This is a genomic window from Bacteroidota bacterium (assembly GCA_041658205.1).
GTDB lineage: Bacteria > Bacteroidota > Ignavibacteria > UBA10030 > UBA8401 > UBA8401.
Genome location: JBBAAO010000001.1, coordinates 1,534,409 through 1,549,434, shown reverse-complemented (window position 1 = coordinate 1,549,434; position 15,026 = coordinate 1,534,409). Strand labels below are relative to the sequence as shown.

Annotated in this window: 17 protein-coding genes and 1 other RNA gene; 12 read left to right on the top strand and 6 right to left on the bottom strand. The window is 38.0% G+C overall.

Annotation, left to right across the window (positions count from 1 at the left end; translation table 11 throughout):
- From WDA22_06475 to polX, 12 genes are all read left to right on the top strand, one after another.
- Positions 1-735: an SDR family oxidoreductase gene (locus WDA22_06475; protein ID MFA5833104.1), complete on the top strand. Its 735-nt coding sequence runs from the start codon at positions 1-3 to the stop codon at positions 733-735.
- Complete coding sequence (locus WDA22_06470; GenBank protein MFA5833103.1) at positions 732-1,622, top strand: DMT family transporter; 891 nt, start codon at positions 732-734, stop codon at positions 1,620-1,622. The genes WDA22_06475 and WDA22_06470 overlap by 4 nt, the downstream gene beginning before the upstream one ends.
- Entirely contained in the window at positions 1,622-1,897 is a 276-nt protein-coding gene (locus WDA22_06465; GenBank protein ID MFA5833102.1) for an acylphosphatase, read from the top strand. Before WDA22_06470 ends, WDA22_06465 begins: the two co-directional genes overlap by 1 nt.
- Positions 1,897-2,376, top strand: coding sequence for a 2-C-methyl-D-erythritol 2,4-cyclodiphosphate synthase (ispF, locus tag WDA22_06460; protein MFA5833101.1), 480 nt, complete (start codon positions 1,897-1,899; stop codon positions 2,374-2,376). Before WDA22_06465 ends, ispF begins: the two co-directional genes overlap by 1 nt.
- Positions 2,377-2,382: 6 nt before the next feature.
- A complete protein-coding gene (locus WDA22_06455) occupies positions 2,383-2,994 on the top strand; it encodes a DedA family protein (protein ID MFA5833100.1) in 612 nt (203 codons plus the stop codon).
- Complete coding sequence (locus WDA22_06450; protein MFA5833099.1) at positions 2,987-3,574, top strand: phosphatase PAP2 family protein; 588 nt, start codon at positions 2,987-2,989, stop codon at positions 3,572-3,574. The genes WDA22_06455 and WDA22_06450 overlap by 8 nt, the downstream gene beginning before the upstream one ends.
- Complete coding sequence (gene lnt / locus WDA22_06445) at positions 3,571-5,190, top strand: apolipoprotein N-acyltransferase (GenBank protein ID MFA5833098.1); 1,620 nt, start codon at positions 3,571-3,573, stop codon at positions 5,188-5,190. Before WDA22_06450 ends, lnt begins: the two co-directional genes overlap by 4 nt.
- 2 nt (positions 5,191-5,192) lie before the next feature.
- Entirely contained in the window at positions 5,193-6,230 is a 1,038-nt protein-coding gene (gene ltaE / locus WDA22_06440; protein MFA5833097.1) for a low-specificity L-threonine aldolase, read from the top strand.
- A 53-nt stretch (positions 6,231-6,283) separates the two neighbouring features.
- Positions 6,284-6,745, top strand: a complete 462-nt coding sequence (locus WDA22_06435; protein ID MFA5833096.1) for a thioesterase family protein — start codon at positions 6,284-6,286, stop codon at positions 6,743-6,745.
- Positions 6,746-6,754: 9 nt separating this feature from the next.
- Positions 6,755-8,239, top strand: a complete 1,485-nt coding sequence (trpE, locus tag WDA22_06430; GenBank protein ID MFA5833095.1) for an anthranilate synthase component I — start codon at positions 6,755-6,757, stop codon at positions 8,237-8,239.
- An 88-nt stretch (positions 8,240-8,327) separates the two neighbouring features.
- Positions 8,328-8,897 carry an aminodeoxychorismate/anthranilate synthase component II gene (locus WDA22_06425; protein MFA5833094.1) on the top strand — a complete coding sequence of 190 codons (570 nt, stop codon included), beginning with the start codon at positions 8,328-8,330 and terminating at the stop codon, positions 8,895-8,897.
- A gap of 6 nt (positions 8,898-8,903) precedes the next feature.
- On the top strand, positions 8,904-10,646 hold the full coding sequence (gene polX, locus WDA22_06420) for a DNA polymerase/3'-5' exonuclease PolX (protein ID MFA5833093.1): 1,743 nt from the start codon (positions 8,904-8,906) through the stop codon (positions 10,644-10,646).
- An 83-nt stretch (positions 10,647-10,729) separates the two neighbouring features.
- Here polX and dapF read toward each other — a convergent pair whose 3' ends face one another.
- The 6 genes from dapF to WDA22_06390 all read right to left on the bottom strand — a co-directional run bounded on the left by dapF (position 10,730) and on the right by WDA22_06390 (position 15,026).
- Complete coding sequence (gene dapF, locus WDA22_06415; GenBank protein MFA5833092.1) at positions 10,730-11,557, bottom strand: diaminopimelate epimerase; 828 nt, start codon at positions 11,555-11,557, stop codon at positions 10,730-10,732.
- 63 nt (positions 11,558-11,620) lie between these two features.
- Positions 11,621-11,981: a transfer-messenger RNA gene (gene ssrA, locus WDA22_06410) on the bottom strand.
- Positions 11,982-11,997: 16 nt separating this feature from the next.
- The gene (locus tag WDA22_06405; GenBank protein MFA5833091.1) at positions 11,998-12,855 is read right to left on the bottom strand and encodes a transglutaminase-like domain-containing protein; all 858 of its coding nucleotides are present in this window, start codon (positions 12,853-12,855) and stop codon (positions 11,998-12,000) included.
- Complete coding sequence (locus WDA22_06400; protein ID MFA5833090.1) at positions 12,852-13,688, bottom strand: LOG family protein; 837 nt, start codon at positions 13,686-13,688, stop codon at positions 12,852-12,854. The genes WDA22_06405 and WDA22_06400 overlap by 4 nt, the downstream gene beginning before the upstream one ends.
- Positions 13,685-14,179, bottom strand: a complete 495-nt coding sequence (locus tag WDA22_06395) for a GAF domain-containing protein (protein MFA5833089.1) — start codon at positions 14,177-14,179, stop codon at positions 13,685-13,687. The genes WDA22_06400 and WDA22_06395 overlap by 4 nt, the downstream gene beginning before the upstream one ends.
- Positions 14,166-15,026 carry a hypothetical protein gene (locus WDA22_06390; protein ID MFA5833088.1) on the bottom strand — a complete coding sequence of 287 codons (861 nt, stop codon included), beginning with the start codon at positions 15,024-15,026 and terminating at the stop codon, positions 14,166-14,168. Before WDA22_06390 ends, WDA22_06395 begins: the two co-directional genes overlap by 14 nt.

The window sequence follows — 15,026 nt, the reverse complement described above, 5'->3', positions numbered from 1 at the left end:
ATGAAGTATGTATTGATCGTAGGTGCAGGTTCAGATCTTGCCTTACCGCTAGAACATTTGTATGCAAAGGCAGGATATGGTCTCTATCTTGCCAGTCGAAATATCGATCAATTGCGGCATGATGCGGATGAAATCAAACGGCAAAATGGAACGGATGCAGCGGCATTTCGTTTTGATGTAACAGAAACGGAATTGCATCAGAAATTTTATGATGCCTTACCGCAAAAACCGATTGGGATTGTTTGTCTTGCCGGTGCACTTGGAGAACAAAAAGAATCTGAACAGTATTTTACGGAAGCTAAAAAAGTGATCGAAGCAAACTTTGTAGGTCTGGTCTCTATTGTTCATATTGTCGCAAACGATTTTGAACAGAGAAAAGAAGGATTTATTGTTGGCGTAAGTTCCGTAGCAGGTGAGAAGGGAAGACAAAGTAATTATGTTTACGCAAGTGCGAAAGCGGGGTTTACTGCGTTCCTTTCCGGTTTACGAAATAGACTGCACAACTCACATGTTCAAGTCCTTACAGTGCATCCCGGATTTATCCGCACAAAGATGATCGAAGGAAGAAAAACCTCGAGTTTTATAACAGCAACACCGGAGAGAGTTGCGTACGATATTTTCAACGCTCAGCAGTCCGGAAAAGATTTTATTTATTCAAAGTGGTTCTGGAGATACATTATGTTTCTGTTTAGAATGATTCCTGAATCGATTGTGAAGAAATTAAATTTTAAATGACAACAAGAAGCAGAGCTGAACTTGCTTTATTTGCAACAACGTTTATTTGGGCAAGTACGTTTGTTGTTGTAAAAGCTGGCTCGGGAAATATTTCCCCATCCCTTTTTATTGCATTACGGTTTGGTATTGGAGCATTGATTTTTGGAATGCTGTTATTTAAACAGCTTCAAACCATTCGATTTCAAACCCTAAAAAGCGGACTACTACTCGGAAGTATACTTGGTGTTGGAATAATTTTGCAAAATTACGGGATCTATCAAACAACGGCATCTAAATCTGCCTTCATTACCGGATTAATGGTTATCTTTACTCCAATTGCACAATTGATTCTTGAACGGAGACCGTCGAAGGTTGGAAATATTATTGGAATTTTTATTGTTACATACGGATTGTATTTACTTACATCACCTTCCGACTCCGAAATGAATTTCGGTGATATATTAGTTCTGATTTCTGCAGTAATATTTGGTGTATATATCGTGTACCTTGATATGTATTCAAGAAATGAAAATGTTTTGCACTTAGCGTTTGTTCAAGTAACTGTCACAACCATCATTGCATCGGTTGTAGCTTTATTTGAAGGGATTGTCTTTGTTCCGACAAATCAATTACTCCTTTCTTCGTTATATATGGGAATTTGTGCAACAGTATTTACAACGTATATTCAAACACGATATCAAAAAGATACAACTCCGACCCGTGCCGTTATTATTTTTACTATTGAACCAGTGATTGCAGCAGTTCTAGCATTTATTTTCCTGAATGAAGTATTGGGAATTTCGGGGATTATGGGCGCCTCTTTAATTGTCTTAGGAATATTGATTTCTGAGTTTTCAGATCTTATGGTGAGTAAATTTTATCATAAAGTACAACAGATAGAAGAATAATGATTGTTAATGCGAAAATAACTGTTAAAGGAATTGTTCAAGGTGTTGGGTATCGATGGTTTGCTGACCGTGTTTCCCGAAAATATGAAGTAAAAGGTTATGTAGAGAATCTTCCAGATGGTTCAGTCTATTTAGAAGTTGAAGGGAAGAGGGATTGGATTGAAGACTTAATCAAGGAATTGAGGATGGGACCAAAACCTTCGCGCGTGGAAGACGTCATTGTGGAATGGGGTAATCCACATCATTTATTTATTAACTTTAAAATCAAGGCATAATGACACGTATTGGATTTGGATTTGACGTGCACAAATTGACCTCCAACAGAAAATTGATCCTCGGCGGGGTTGAAATTCCTTCTGAAAAAGGACTTCTAGGGCATTCAGATGCCGATGTGCTGCTACATGCCATTTGTGATGCACTGCTCGGTGCAGCAGCATTGGGAGACATTGGCAAACATTTTCCGGATACAGATCCAAAATTTAAAGGTATATCAAGTATAGTGCTATTGAATCATGTCGGCAACTTAATGCGGCAGAATAACTACACTATTGTAAATATAGATTCAACGTTGGTTCTCGAAAAGCCAAAAATTGCACCATATGTTGACAATATGAGACATAACATTTCTACCGCATTAGGAATTACCTCAAATCAAATATCTATTAAAGCGACTACTAGTGAAGGATTGGGATTCATTGGCATTGGCGAAGGTGCTGTTGCTTATGCGGTTACATCAATTGCTTCAATAAAATAAAAGTATATGGTGGAAGAAATAATAACATATCTTCAACAACTGAGTCCGTTTTGGATTTATGCATCACTCTTTTTTATCGCATACATTGAGAATCTTTTCCCACCGTCTCCAAGTGATTTAATGATCGTTGCGGGGGGATATTTGGTAGGAATAGGTCGAATTGATTTTTTTACTGCTTTATTGATCTCTACGCTAGGCAGTACTACAGGCTTTATGACAATGTATAAGATTGGGGATTGGTTTGGTCTCAAGATTATCGAAACGGGGAGGATAAAATATTTTCCATTGGAATCAGTTCATAAAGTCGAAACATGGTTTAGGAAATTTGGTTATTGGCTCATTATCGCAAATAGGTTCCTCTCAGGTACCCGTGCAGTGGTAGGGTTTTTTGCAGGGATGGCGGAGGTAAAATTTATCCCGACAGCCATACTTTGTTTTATAAGTGCATTTATCTGGAATTGGATACTGGTCTATGCTGGAACATTGGTCGGTAAAAATTGGGAATTGATAGGTTTCTATTTAACAACTTATAGTCAAATTGTTACTTCACTATTAGTTATGGCGGCACTTATTGGAATAATTATATGGTATCAAAGAAGAGGAAAGAAGAATGATTGAGTTCTTGTATTCCATTGATGTTGCAATCTTCTTTTTTATTAATCACACAATCGCCAATCCGATTTTGGATTGGATAATGCCTTTTCTCACCGACTTAAACAAACAAAAACCTATTTTGATAGCTGCAGGGGTTTGGATGCTCTACGTAATATGGAAGGGTGGTCAAACAGGAAGGATTACGGTTGGAATATTGATAATAACGATAATCTTTAGTGATCAATTGAATAGTTCATTTATTAAGGAAATTTTCGGAAGAATACGTCCATGTAGAACTCTTGACGGAGTTAGAATGCTGGTGGATTGCGGGGGAGGACTTTCATTTCCGTCTACTCACGCAGTGAATAATTTTGCTGGCGCTACTGTTATTTCACATTTTTATTCAAAACAGAAATGGTATTGGTATACGTTTGCAGTTTTAGTTGCTCTTTCTCGTCCTTACGTTGGCGTACATTATCCTTCTGACATTCTTGCTGGTGGAATTTTAGGATTTGGAATAGGTTTAACTAGTGTTGGTTTATGGAAAATAGTTAATTCAAAATTAAAGAATATACATTCGAATAATAATTCTAACTCATTGTGATTTCATATTTTAGATTCGATTCTCAAAAGCGATTTTTACTACTCCTTTCTATCGCGACTGCAGTTATTTTAAGCTCCTCATTTCCACCCTTTCAATTTGGAGTTCTAGCGTGTGTCGGACTAGTTCCATTTCTTATCTTAGCAGATTCGATTGATTCTTTTGGAAGATTTTTTCGATACGCCTATTTTACATTTTTTTTATTCTCGCTGCTATCATTGTATTGGGTTGGTGGTTTTACTCATGGTAGAGATCCTTATCTTATGATCGCCGGTGTGGCATTATACTTTTGGGAACCTTTGGTATTGACAATTCCCGCGTTAGTCTATTTTTTTATTAAGAATAGATTCAAAAGTAGATACTCGGTGATATTTTTTCCTTTTATCTGGATTTCAATGGAATGGCTGTATGCTCTTGGAGAATTAGCTTTTCCGTGGCTGACACTCGGAAACAGTCAAACATATCAGCTCGAAAAAATTCAATTCGCAGATATAACAGGTGTATATGGGATATCTTTGTGGATTTTAATAATTAATGTATTGGTTTATTTTTTAGTAAGAATTGTTCAATCTGGCATTCGAAAAAACACAAGATATTACCTTGGGGTGACGATTCTCGCAATTTATATTTTACCTAACGTATATTCGGTAAATGAACAAACGTTTCACAATATTGAAAATAAAAAAATAAATGTCGGAATTGTCCAACCCAATGTTGACCCTTGGAACAAATGGGAGAATGTAAATACCTTTTCAGGTCGTTGGGACCAAACCAAGCGATATTTACAGCTTATAGGCAAACACTTCGATAAAAATATTGATCTAGTTGTATTACCGGAATCAGCTATTCTGCTTAATCTACCGTCGTACTATGAACAAATGCAGGAGTTCCAAAATATTATCGATAGCCTCGAAATTTCTGTTATCTCTGGGTATGTTCGCGTTCAATACTATGAAGCTGAAAATGCGCCAGCAACAAGTAGTGTTATTAAAGGAACGAATATTAGGTATGACTCGTTTAATTCCATTATGCATGTAGAACCAAATTCTAATATAGTGCAGACATATAGTAAAATGAGACTTGTTCCATTTGCTGAACGTATTCCGTATGCAAATAAGGTTCCTTTTCTCATCGAGCCATTGCGATGGGGTGTAGGAATCAGCAATTGGGGATTAGCAAAAGATAGTACGATATTTGAAAGTAAAAAGTTCAATGCAAAATTCCTTGCAATGGTTTGTTATGAATCTATTTTCCCGGAATTTGTAGCACAATTTGTCAATAAAGGGAGTGAGTTCCTTGTTTTTACGACCAATGATAGTTGGTGGGGAAATACGTCCGGTGCTAGACAACACAATCAATATTCCATTTTGCGGGCAGTAGAGAATCGTCGCTGGGTAGTTCGCTGCGCAAACGGAGGAATCTCTTCATTTGTGGATCCTATGGGGAGAATGTACGACCAAACTACAATGTACACCGAAGCATATATTCACCATAAGATAGAACCATTACAAACGAAGACTTTCTATTCTCAACACGGAGATTGGTTAGCAAGAATTTGTGCGAGCATAACAGCATTTATTTTTTTATTTTCAATAGGTTATGGATTTTTTAGGAAGTAATTATGAGTCAACAATTTATTGATCTTCGAAGTGATACTGTGACAAAACCATCCAAAGCAATGCGTGAAGCAATGGCAAATGCCGAGGTAGGAGATGATGTTTTTGGAGAAGATCCGACTGTAAACAAACTGCAGGAAACGGTTGCCTCTCTGTTGGGGAAAGAAAAAGCATTGTTTGTCCCTAGTGGATGTATGAGCAATCAGCTTGCTTTAAAGGCTCATACCGAAATGGGTGATGAAGTGATTATGGAACAGGACGCTCATATGTTTAATTACGAGACTGCGGCGCCGTCAATAATGTCCGCAGTTCAAGTCAAAACGATTCCCGGGGTTCGTGGAGTCTTTCGTGCAGAGGAATTACCGCCGCATATCCGTCCTGCGCTATACTATATGCCAAGGACGAGAGTGATTTGTGTGGAAAATACACATAACCGTGCCGGAGGAGCTATTTTTCCGATAGACGAAATCAAAAAGCTATCACAGTTTTGCAAAGAGAGGGAAATTATTTTTCACCTTGATGGAGCTCGGTTATGGAATGCGTCGGTAGCAACAGGAATTCCTGTAAAAGAATGGGCACAATATTTTGATTCTGTTTCAGTCTGTTTTTCCAAAGGTCTCGGCGCACCGGTAGGATCAACCATTTGCGGAACAAAAGAATTTATCACAAAAGCACATAAATGGAGGAAAGTTTTTGGAGGGGGAATGAGGCAGTCCGGAATTATTGCTGCGGGAGCTCTTTACGCTGTTCACCATAATATTGAGCGTTTAAAAGAAGATCACGATAAGGCGAAATATTTTTCACAAGTACTTTCAACTATTGACGGATTTGAAATTGATCTTGAAAGTGTTCAAACCAATATCGTTCTTGTGGATGTGACAAAAAGTGGAAAAACACCGCAAGAAGTCATTGCTGTGATGAAAGATCAAGGGATTCTTGTCTCTGCAGGTACATTCACAAAGTTTCGCGCACTAATGCATCTTGATGTTTCGATGGAACAAGTAAAATTTGCAGCGGAAAAATTCAAACAGATGTTTCATTAATAGAAGCATGGTTCTTTCTATGTGAACTATGTGCCTATATGTTTCAAAAATTTATGGATATTTCAAAATTTAAACATACTCACGGCGTTACAGTTCGAAATTACGAGATTGATTGGCAGGGAATTGTCCACAACGGAAATTATCTACTCTATTTTGAAATTGCACGTGTAGAATATTTCAAATCGATTGGAATGAAGATTGATGAACGATCGATTTCCGGGTCGGTGCGGATTGTTATCGTACGAAATGAGCTTGATTATTTTAACTCAGCAACATTTGATGACGAGCTGAAAATTTACACTCGTGTTGCTTCAATAAAAAATTCGAGCTTTGTCTGTGAAGCGTTTATGATCCACACTGGAACGAAAATCCCTATTGCGAAAAATGTTGCAATTATGGTGTGGACAGATCCAAAAACAGGAAAATCTATTCCTGTTCCAACCGAAGTACGAAAAATGGTAGACGCATACGAAGAAGGAAAATCAGAAATTACGTGGCCTTCCATCGAAGTATAATATTAGAATATGATCTCATTTGAAGAATTTAAAACATTAACGTCACAAGGCAATGTCATTCCGCTGTTTGATGAGGTACTGGCAGATACAGAAACGCCGGTTTCAGTCTATCTAAAAGTGCGTGATGAAAGTCCGTACTCATTTTTATTAGAAAGTATTGAGGGGGGAGAGAAGATTGGACGCTATTCATTCATTGGATTCAACCCATTCAGTAATTTTATTATTCGTGGGAAACAATTTGAAATTCAATCTCGTCATCCCGATGTTACCGTCCTTCCAAAATTGGTTCAGGGGATCACGAGTCCAATTGAAGCGCTGAAGAAAATATTCTCTCACTATAAGACTGCACATGTTGATGGTTTGCCGCGTTTGGCCAGCGGAGCAATCGGATATTTTGGATATGAAACGATTCAATTGATCGAAAACATCCCTTCGGCAAAACTGGATGAATTGAATCTGGATGATTCTTTATTAATGTTTCTCGATACCTTGTTTGTGTTCGATAATGTAAAGCGAAGATTGTTGATTGTTTCTAATGCGTATGTTCCGAAAGGCTCCACAGACATATATCTCCGTTCTGAATATGAAAAAGCTGCAACGGAAATAGCGAAGATGAAACAGATTCTTAACAAATCTGTTTCGTTGCAAACAGAACATTCTGTTATAGGGGAAATAGAACAATCGATCAGCAAACAACAATATGAGAAGATGGTGGAACAATCGATCGCTTATATTGTTGAAGGAGATATTTTCCAAGTGCTCCCTTCACACAGAATGAAGCGGAAATATCTGGGGGATCCATTTGCAATTTATCGAATGCTTCGCGTGATAAATCCCTCTCCATATATGTATTATTTTTCGTTAAATGGACTGTGTATTGCTGGTTCATCGCCGGAATTATTGGTTCGTGTAGAAAATGGCATTGTGGAAACTCGTCCTCTAGCTGGAACTCGCCGACGCGGTAAGACGGAAGAGGAAGATGCTGCCTTGGAAAAAGATTTGCTTGCTGATCCGAAAGAGGTTGCCGAGCATTTAATGTTGATCGATCTTGGCCGTAACGATATCGGACGCATCAGCGAGTTCGGGAAAGTGGATGTGACGGAATATATGGTAATTGAAAAATATTCACACGTGATGCATATTGTTTCCAATGTAAAAGGAAAACTTAAGAAAGAACTCTCTGCAATCGATGCGTTTTTTTCTTGTTTTCCTGCAGGAACACTTTCCGGTGCGCCGAAAATTCGTGCGATGGAGATTATTGCTGAATTGGAGCCGGTGAAACGTGGTATTTATGGTGGAGCAATCGGGTATTTAGATTTTTCCGGTAATCTTGATTCATGCATAGCCATTCGGACAACAATCATAAAAGATGGTTATGCTTATTTTCAAGCAGGGGCGGGAATAGTGTATGATTCTGTTCCTGAAAAAGAATATCAAGAGACACTGATTAAAATGGATGCGGTGATTCGTGCCGTAGAAGCAACAGTACTTTAAGTTTTTCCACAAATTTATAAAGATACGGAGAAGTTCTAAAATATTATTCATTCTGTGCCTCCGTGACTCTGTGGTTAAAAATAAAAATATGATTTTAATAATCGACAATTACGATTCTTTTACATACAATCTTGTTCAATATGTTGGCGAGCTGAACGTTGAGATGCATATTGTTCGGAATGATAAAATAACAATTGAAGAAATTCGTAAACTTAATCCTCAGGCAATTATTATTTCTCCGGGACCTTGCACACCAAAAGAAGCTGGTGTATCGGTGCCATTGATAAAAGAATTTTATAAGAAAATTCCAATTCTGGGGGTTTGTCTTGGCCATCAATCAATCGGTGAAGCTTTTGGCGGCGATGTTGTAAAAGCTCCAACCGTTGTTCATGGTAAAACATCTGAAGTGCTGCACGAAGGGAAGGGAATCTTCAATTCCATTCCAAATCGCTTTCTCGCAACGCGATATCACTCACTTGTGATTGCACCAAAAACAATGCCGAGCGAACTTGAAGTAACGGCAAGGACTGAAGATGGTGTAGTGATGGGTGTACAACATAAAAAGTATCCGGTCTTTGGTGTTCAATTTCATCCAGAATCAATAGCGACACAGCACGGAAAAGTGTTACTCAGTAATTTTGTGAACAAAAAATATTGAGCGTTTATGGATAAAACACAAATAGCAGATATACTTGATGAGGTCGGAACGCTTCTTGAATTAAAAGGAGAGAACCCTTTTAAAAGCAGAGCGTTCCACAATGCTGCTCGTGTACTTGGCGGCGTTACTGATGATTTGAAAGGACTTGTTGAGAGCGGTGGGATCCGTAAAATAAAAGGGATCGGTGAAAGTACCGGAAAGGTCATTTCTGATCTCGTGACCACAGGTAAATCTCCCGATCACGAAAGTCTTAAAAAATATTTTCCTCCCGGTATCTTCGATATGATGAAGATTCAAGGGATGGGACCGAAAAAGGTTGCATTTTTATATAAGAATCTCAAAATCTCTTCCATAGAAGGTTTGGAGAAGGCTGCCAAAGCAGGGAAACTGGAAAAATTAGAAGGATTTGGGAAAAAGACTGAAGAAAATATTCTTCTTGGTATTGAACAGGTTCGTAAACATTCTTCAAAATTCCATATCAATGTAGCTGAGAATGCTGCCCAATCGATATTTAGTGCGATTACTTCACACAAAGGAATTATTCGTGCAGAAATTGCCGGAAGTCTTCGGAGAAAAAAAGAGACGATTGGTGACATCGATATTGTTGTGAGTGCAAAAAAGAATGACGTTTCGGCGATCATGAAACTGTTTACGTCACATAAGAGCGTCGAACGAATCACCGGAGACGGTGAAACAAAATCAAGTGTGGTGTTGGATGCCGGGATTAATTGTGATCTACGAGTAGTAGCCGATGCAGAGTTTCCATTTGCACTCAATTATTTTACAGGAAGTAAGGAACATAATATCCGCGTTCGTGCATTAGCGAGAGAGAACGGATGGACATTAAATGAATATGGTTTTGCCATTATTGATTCCAGTGAAAAGGGAAGAAAGTCCAAAAAAGTAGTTACGTGTAAGACAGAAGAAGATATTTATAAGGCAGTCGGTCTTGATTACGTGGAGCCCGAACTGCGCGAAGATTTAGGTGAGATTGAAGCCGCTCAGTCTGGAAAACTTCCAAAATTAGTGACATATAATGACATCAGAGGAACATTTCACTGTCATACTAACTATAGCGATGGTCATAATACGCTTTCCGAAATGGCTGCAGGAGCACAGAAACTCGGCTGGGAGTATCTCGGCATTGCTGATCATAGTAAAGTTGCAGCGTATGCAAATGGATTGACTGAAGATCGAGTCAAAAAACAACATAAGGAGATTGATTCGCTAAACCAAAAATTTAAGGGGTTTAGACTCTTTAAAGGGTCAGAAGTTGATATTTTAACAAATGGGGATTTAGACTTTAATGATAAGACGTTAGCTACATTTGATTATGTTGTTGCATCAGTGCATAGTAACTTTAAACTGAACGAAGCAGATATGACAAAACGAATCCTAAAAGCTCTTAAGAATAAGCATGTAACGATTCTTGGTCATTTGACTGGACGATTGTTGCTTGAACGGGATGGTTATCCATTAAATCAGACGGAGATCATCAACGTAGCAGCAGATCTTGGAAAAGTCATTGAGATTAATGCTCATCCAATGAGACTCGATCTTGATTGGCGAATGGTCAAATACGCGATTAGCAAGGGTGTAACGATTGCAATCAATCCCGATTCACACGTTGTTACCGGATTGACCGATGTTCGATTTGGGGTCGGTATAGCCAGAAAAGGATGGTGCGAAAAAAAGAATATTTTGAACACAAGAACTACAAAACAAATTGAAGAATATCTGAAGAAATAAGAAGTATTTACTTGATGTTAACTAACTTAACATAATCCTTATTATATCTATATGCCAAATATAAGGAAAAACCTTGAGTATTATTATATATCTATTTCTCCATAAAAAGTCACTTTTGCACTTCCTTTTAATCGCACATCGAAAAAATTATTGATTGTCTTCTGAAATGATATTTCCAAAAACTCCCCGCTCAATACTTTTACTCGAATTGGACTTTTCATTTGATACTTCATGGAGCTTAATATTGCACTTGCTACAGATCCCGTTCCGCAAGCCAAAGTTTCATCTTCAACTCCACGCTCATAAGTTCTTATTTGTATGATATTATCCGTTAACTTCGAAACAAAATTAACGTTCGTCCCTTTTGGTTGATAGATGTTATGGTAGCGTATCTTTTTTCCTATTCCAAAAATATCTGCACTCTCAAGCGTTCCTAATTGAGAATTATCATCCAGGAAAATGACTGAATGATCTGTACCTGTATTTATATAATTAGCTTTAACAGTCGTGCTGTCTAACGATATCTCTTGATTTAACTTTACATCAAAGGGATTTTTCATTTTTAAATCAAACAATGTGCTGTCAATCCTTGTTGATTCATAAATGTGTCCAAATGCTTCGAATGAAAAATTATCTGAAGTAACGACACTGTTATCATAAGCAAATTTTGCTATGCACCGACCGCCATTGCCGCACATTCCTGCATTTGAACCGTCAGCATTGTAATATTTCATAGTAAACCCGGAAATATCACTTCGCTCAAGCAATAATACACCATCTGCACCGATTCCAAGTCTTCGGTTGCAAACTGTATTTGAGAAGGAATGCGGATCAGAAATTATTCCTGACCGATTGTCAACAACAACGAAGTCGTTGCCTGCACCGCTCATTTTTGTAAAGTGAATTTTCATAGAAATATCTCAAAATGAACTTGCCAAGTCTTTTGAACTTGGCAAGTTACATCGTTTCATTTGTTGTGGAGGTGCGGGGATTCGAACCCCGGTCCGAAGTGAAAACCAATAGACCTTCTACATACATAGTTCAGCTTTTTATCTTAATTCCGGATTCTTGGCCGAACGCAAAGCATCCGAAACGCAGCAAAGGATTTGATAGCTCATTGATATTACCTTCACTGAATATCAACTATCCTGACTAAGTCGACGCCGTTACAGATCCATCAGGAGAGCTCTGTATTGGCGCTCGTGGCTAATTAAGCGGCGAGTGCGTAACCGTAGTTATCTGCATTTATTGTTTGCCCTGAGATTTACGTGCGTAAAGGCGTGCACGGTATGCAAATCTATCCATTCCCGACCCCGTCGAAGCCAAAACACCCCCATTGGATATAGACAAGTTACAAATCGGAATTGATAGTATCAATGAATTGGCGGATTGTTTCTATCCGTTCATTTTCATGTTTTTTTTCGAGTGTTAAAATGATATTTCGAAGCATTCGCTCAAGAATTTGCTTATTTGATACCGGCTGCAAGTACTCTTCCGTGAATTTGAATCCTAAATTTGTCACAATCTCTTCACAATCGCTTCGGGAAAGTATCTTCCCACCATTAAACGGATCAAAATATACATGCGAGTTTCCAAACGAAAATCTCAAAACGAAATGTCCCGGTAGTCCGATACCTTGGATGGGTAGATCGATGCGCCGTCCAACAAGCAGATAAACAACACTCAACGTTATCGGAATACCGATCTTTGTGTCCAGCACACGATTAATATAATGATTCTCTTCGCTATAATAATCGTCGCGGTTGCCGACAAATGATTTTTCATCAGTAAAAAATGAAATTACCCTTCGAAGAATTTCCGTTTCGTCCGTATTGGAACTTAGTTTTTCCTTCAGTTCTGACGCATACTGATTCAATTGCACAACATAGCGAGCAACATCAAGATCCTTGTATCGCTGCCTGGCAAAAAGAAACACGCCATCTTCCAGATCAATATCACCTTCTTGGTCACGTTTTAATTTCCGAAGTTGTTCTTTGAATGAAGCGCGGATGAGGATTTCACGGACCTCGCTCAGGCGTTTTTCGGCGACAGTGTTTTTATCTTCAATAAAAGGTATAAATTCCAGTACAGATTCTTTATAACTTAACAAACGTTCTCGAGCAACGGCATAGACCGATTCATCCTCATCATCGATCAATGTGATGAGCGACTTAATTTCACTCACTTCTTTTTCGGTTAAATCATTCATCGAAATTCGGAATAATTTTTCAACACATCTTTTTTCAAAATAGCGAATGCTTCTTTTGGAGTTTCTGCAAAGGAAAACAAATTCATATCATCCGGACTAATCATGCCGTATTTTACCAATGCCTTAAAATCGATAATCTTATTCCAGAAATTTCTTCCATAAAGAATCACAGTCATTTTTTTGCCGACCTTTTTAGTCTGTAGTAATGTTAATAACTCAAAAAATTCATCCAGAGTTCCAAACCCGCCCGGAAATGCTACGAGAGCCTTGCCGAGGAACATAAACCAAAACTTTCTCATAAAGAAATAATGAAATTCCATATTAAATTTTGGAGTAATATATGAATTTGGATATTGCTCAAATGGAAGACTGATATTTAATCCGATAGACTCTCCTTTTGCCATCATCGCACCTTTATTGGCAGCTTCCATAATTCCTGGTCCGCCGCCGGAACAAACTAACAATCGGTTTTTTGTCTTGAGTTTGGTAGACCATGCAGTGATCAACCGCGAAAGTTCCGCAGCATCTTCGTAATACCGAGACATCTCTACTGCCACTTCGGCTTGTAATAATTGCTCATGATATTTTTTTGAATGAATATTTCTTTTGTTACCACTCTTTGCAAGTGCCCGAAGATGTTTAATTGTTTCATTTCTCGGTTTGATTCTTGCAGAACCGAAAAATACAATCGTATCTTTGACATTATAGTAGTTGAACCGGCTTAATGGTTCTAAAAATTCAGACAAAATCCGTAATGGACGAGCATCCCTGCTTGCGAGAAATCCTGAATTTTTATATGCCTTTGGTGCTTTTTGAAGTTTTCTTTTTTTCATGTCAGACTAATTTTTTCAGAAATAGTGTGCATCAATTGTTCAAGATATAGTTTATCTGTTTCATTAAAACTGTCGAATTCGTGACTGTCAACGTCAAGCACACCTATAATATTTCCTTTATCATAAATTGGTACAACAATTTCAGATTTTGAATCGCCATCACAAAAGATATGACCTGGAAATTGATTCACATCCTGAACAATAAGCGTCTCCTTCTTTTGATACGATGTTCCGCAGACACCTTTACCGACGGCAATTCTTGTGCAGGCAATTTTTCCCTGAAACGGTCCTAAGACAAGTTGGTTTGATGTATTTTCGTACAAATAGAATCCGACCCATGAGTAATATGAAAAAGCTTGTTTTAGAGCAGCAACAATATTTGCCATATTGGCAATCGGATTCTGTTCATCCGCAACAACCGAATATATTTGCGGGAGTAACTGTTCGTATAATTCTTCTTTTGACTCTGCAATAATTTTAATTTCTTCCATATGCTTCTTTCGTAAACACCCTTTCAATCTTTACTACTGTCTTGGTTCCTTTTACGTTCACTTGTTGTTGTTCCACGGCATATTTCATTTTGACAATTGCCAATCCAATAAAACCAGATGCGATGTTTATTACGCTCGTAAGTTTTCCTATCTCGGCACCGGAATCATCAACCAGCACTTCTCGTTCTGTTAATTGTTCGTTGGAGGATACTAGACATAGTTGACGTTGAATTTTGTTGTAGGTATCAATCCTTGCGATAACTTCCTGACCGATATAGCATCCTTTTGTGAAGCTGATCCAATCCCATAAATTTAGTTCTAATGGATTATAATCTTGCAGAATCTCCTTTTTTGCTACCGGAATACCATGTTCAATTCGCCACTGCTCAAATGCCTCTCTTGAATGATGATCAACAGATTTTGTAACATCATTTGAAAGCTGTACATCAAAAGATACAGGAAAACCGAAATAGTCTGTATGGTAGAAGTTGTCGAGGTATCCGAAATGGAGATCAATACTATACTGAGAAGTAACATCGGTAACGACAATATCTTCCATGATGATATAGTTGTTCACGAAAGAAATAATTTCAGAAGACATTTGTTTGCTGGTCAATATGATCAAATGATTATTACGGTGAATAACCCAAATAGTATCCAGTATTCTTCCTTTGTCCGTGAGCAACAGTGTTTTTTGGATCTTCCCTTCCGTAAAATCTTTGAAATCATTCGTTGATATGCGCTGAAGAAAATCTATCGCTTCGTCTCCGGTCATTTTCAAAACATCAAACGGAAAATGATGAATCAATGAAAGTGATACGGGTAATATTTTTTCCGTCTCTATCAT

Coding starts and splice junctions, on each gene's coding strand:
- WDA22_06455 (MFA5833100.1), top strand. CDS start 2,383: ATGGTGGAAGAAATAATAACATATCTTCAACAACTGAGTCCGTTTTGG.
- ispF (MFA5833101.1), top strand. CDS start 1,897: ATGACACGTATTGGATTTGGATTTGACGTGCACAAATTGACCTCCAAC.
- WDA22_06390 (MFA5833088.1), bottom strand. CDS start 15,026: ATGATAGAGACGGAAAAAATATTACCCGTATCACTTTCATTGATTCAT.
- WDA22_06435 (MFA5833096.1), top strand. CDS start 6,284: ATGGATATTTCAAAATTTAAACATACTCACGGCGTTACAGTTCGAAAT.
- WDA22_06400 (MFA5833090.1), bottom strand. CDS start 13,688: ATGAAAAAAAGAAAACTTCAAAAAGCACCAAAGGCATATAAAAATTCA.
- WDA22_06475 (MFA5833104.1), top strand. CDS start 1: ATGAAGTATGTATTGATCGTAGGTGCAGGTTCAGATCTTGCCTTACCG.
- polX (MFA5833093.1), top strand. CDS start 8,904: ATGGATAAAACACAAATAGCAGATATACTTGATGAGGTCGGAACGCTT.
- ltaE (MFA5833097.1), top strand. CDS start 5,193: ATGAGTCAACAATTTATTGATCTTCGAAGTGATACTGTGACAAAACCA.
- WDA22_06470 (MFA5833103.1), top strand. CDS start 732: ATGACAACAAGAAGCAGAGCTGAACTTGCTTTATTTGCAACAACGTTT.
- WDA22_06465 (MFA5833102.1), top strand. CDS start 1,622: ATGATTGTTAATGCGAAAATAACTGTTAAAGGAATTGTTCAAGGTGTT.
- WDA22_06450 (MFA5833099.1), top strand. CDS start 2,987: ATGATTGAGTTCTTGTATTCCATTGATGTTGCAATCTTCTTTTTTATT.
- WDA22_06425 (MFA5833094.1), top strand. CDS start 8,328: ATGATTTTAATAATCGACAATTACGATTCTTTTACATACAATCTTGTT.
- WDA22_06395 (MFA5833089.1), bottom strand. CDS start 14,179: ATGGAAGAAATTAAAATTATTGCAGAGTCAAAAGAAGAATTATACGAA.
- dapF (MFA5833092.1), bottom strand. CDS start 11,557: ATGAAAATTCACTTTACAAAAATGAGCGGTGCAGGCAACGACTTCGTT.
- WDA22_06405 (MFA5833091.1), bottom strand. CDS start 12,855: ATGAATGATTTAACCGAAAAAGAAGTGAGTGAAATTAAGTCGCTCATC.
- trpE (MFA5833095.1), top strand. CDS start 6,755: ATGATCTCATTTGAAGAATTTAAAACATTAACGTCACAAGGCAATGTC.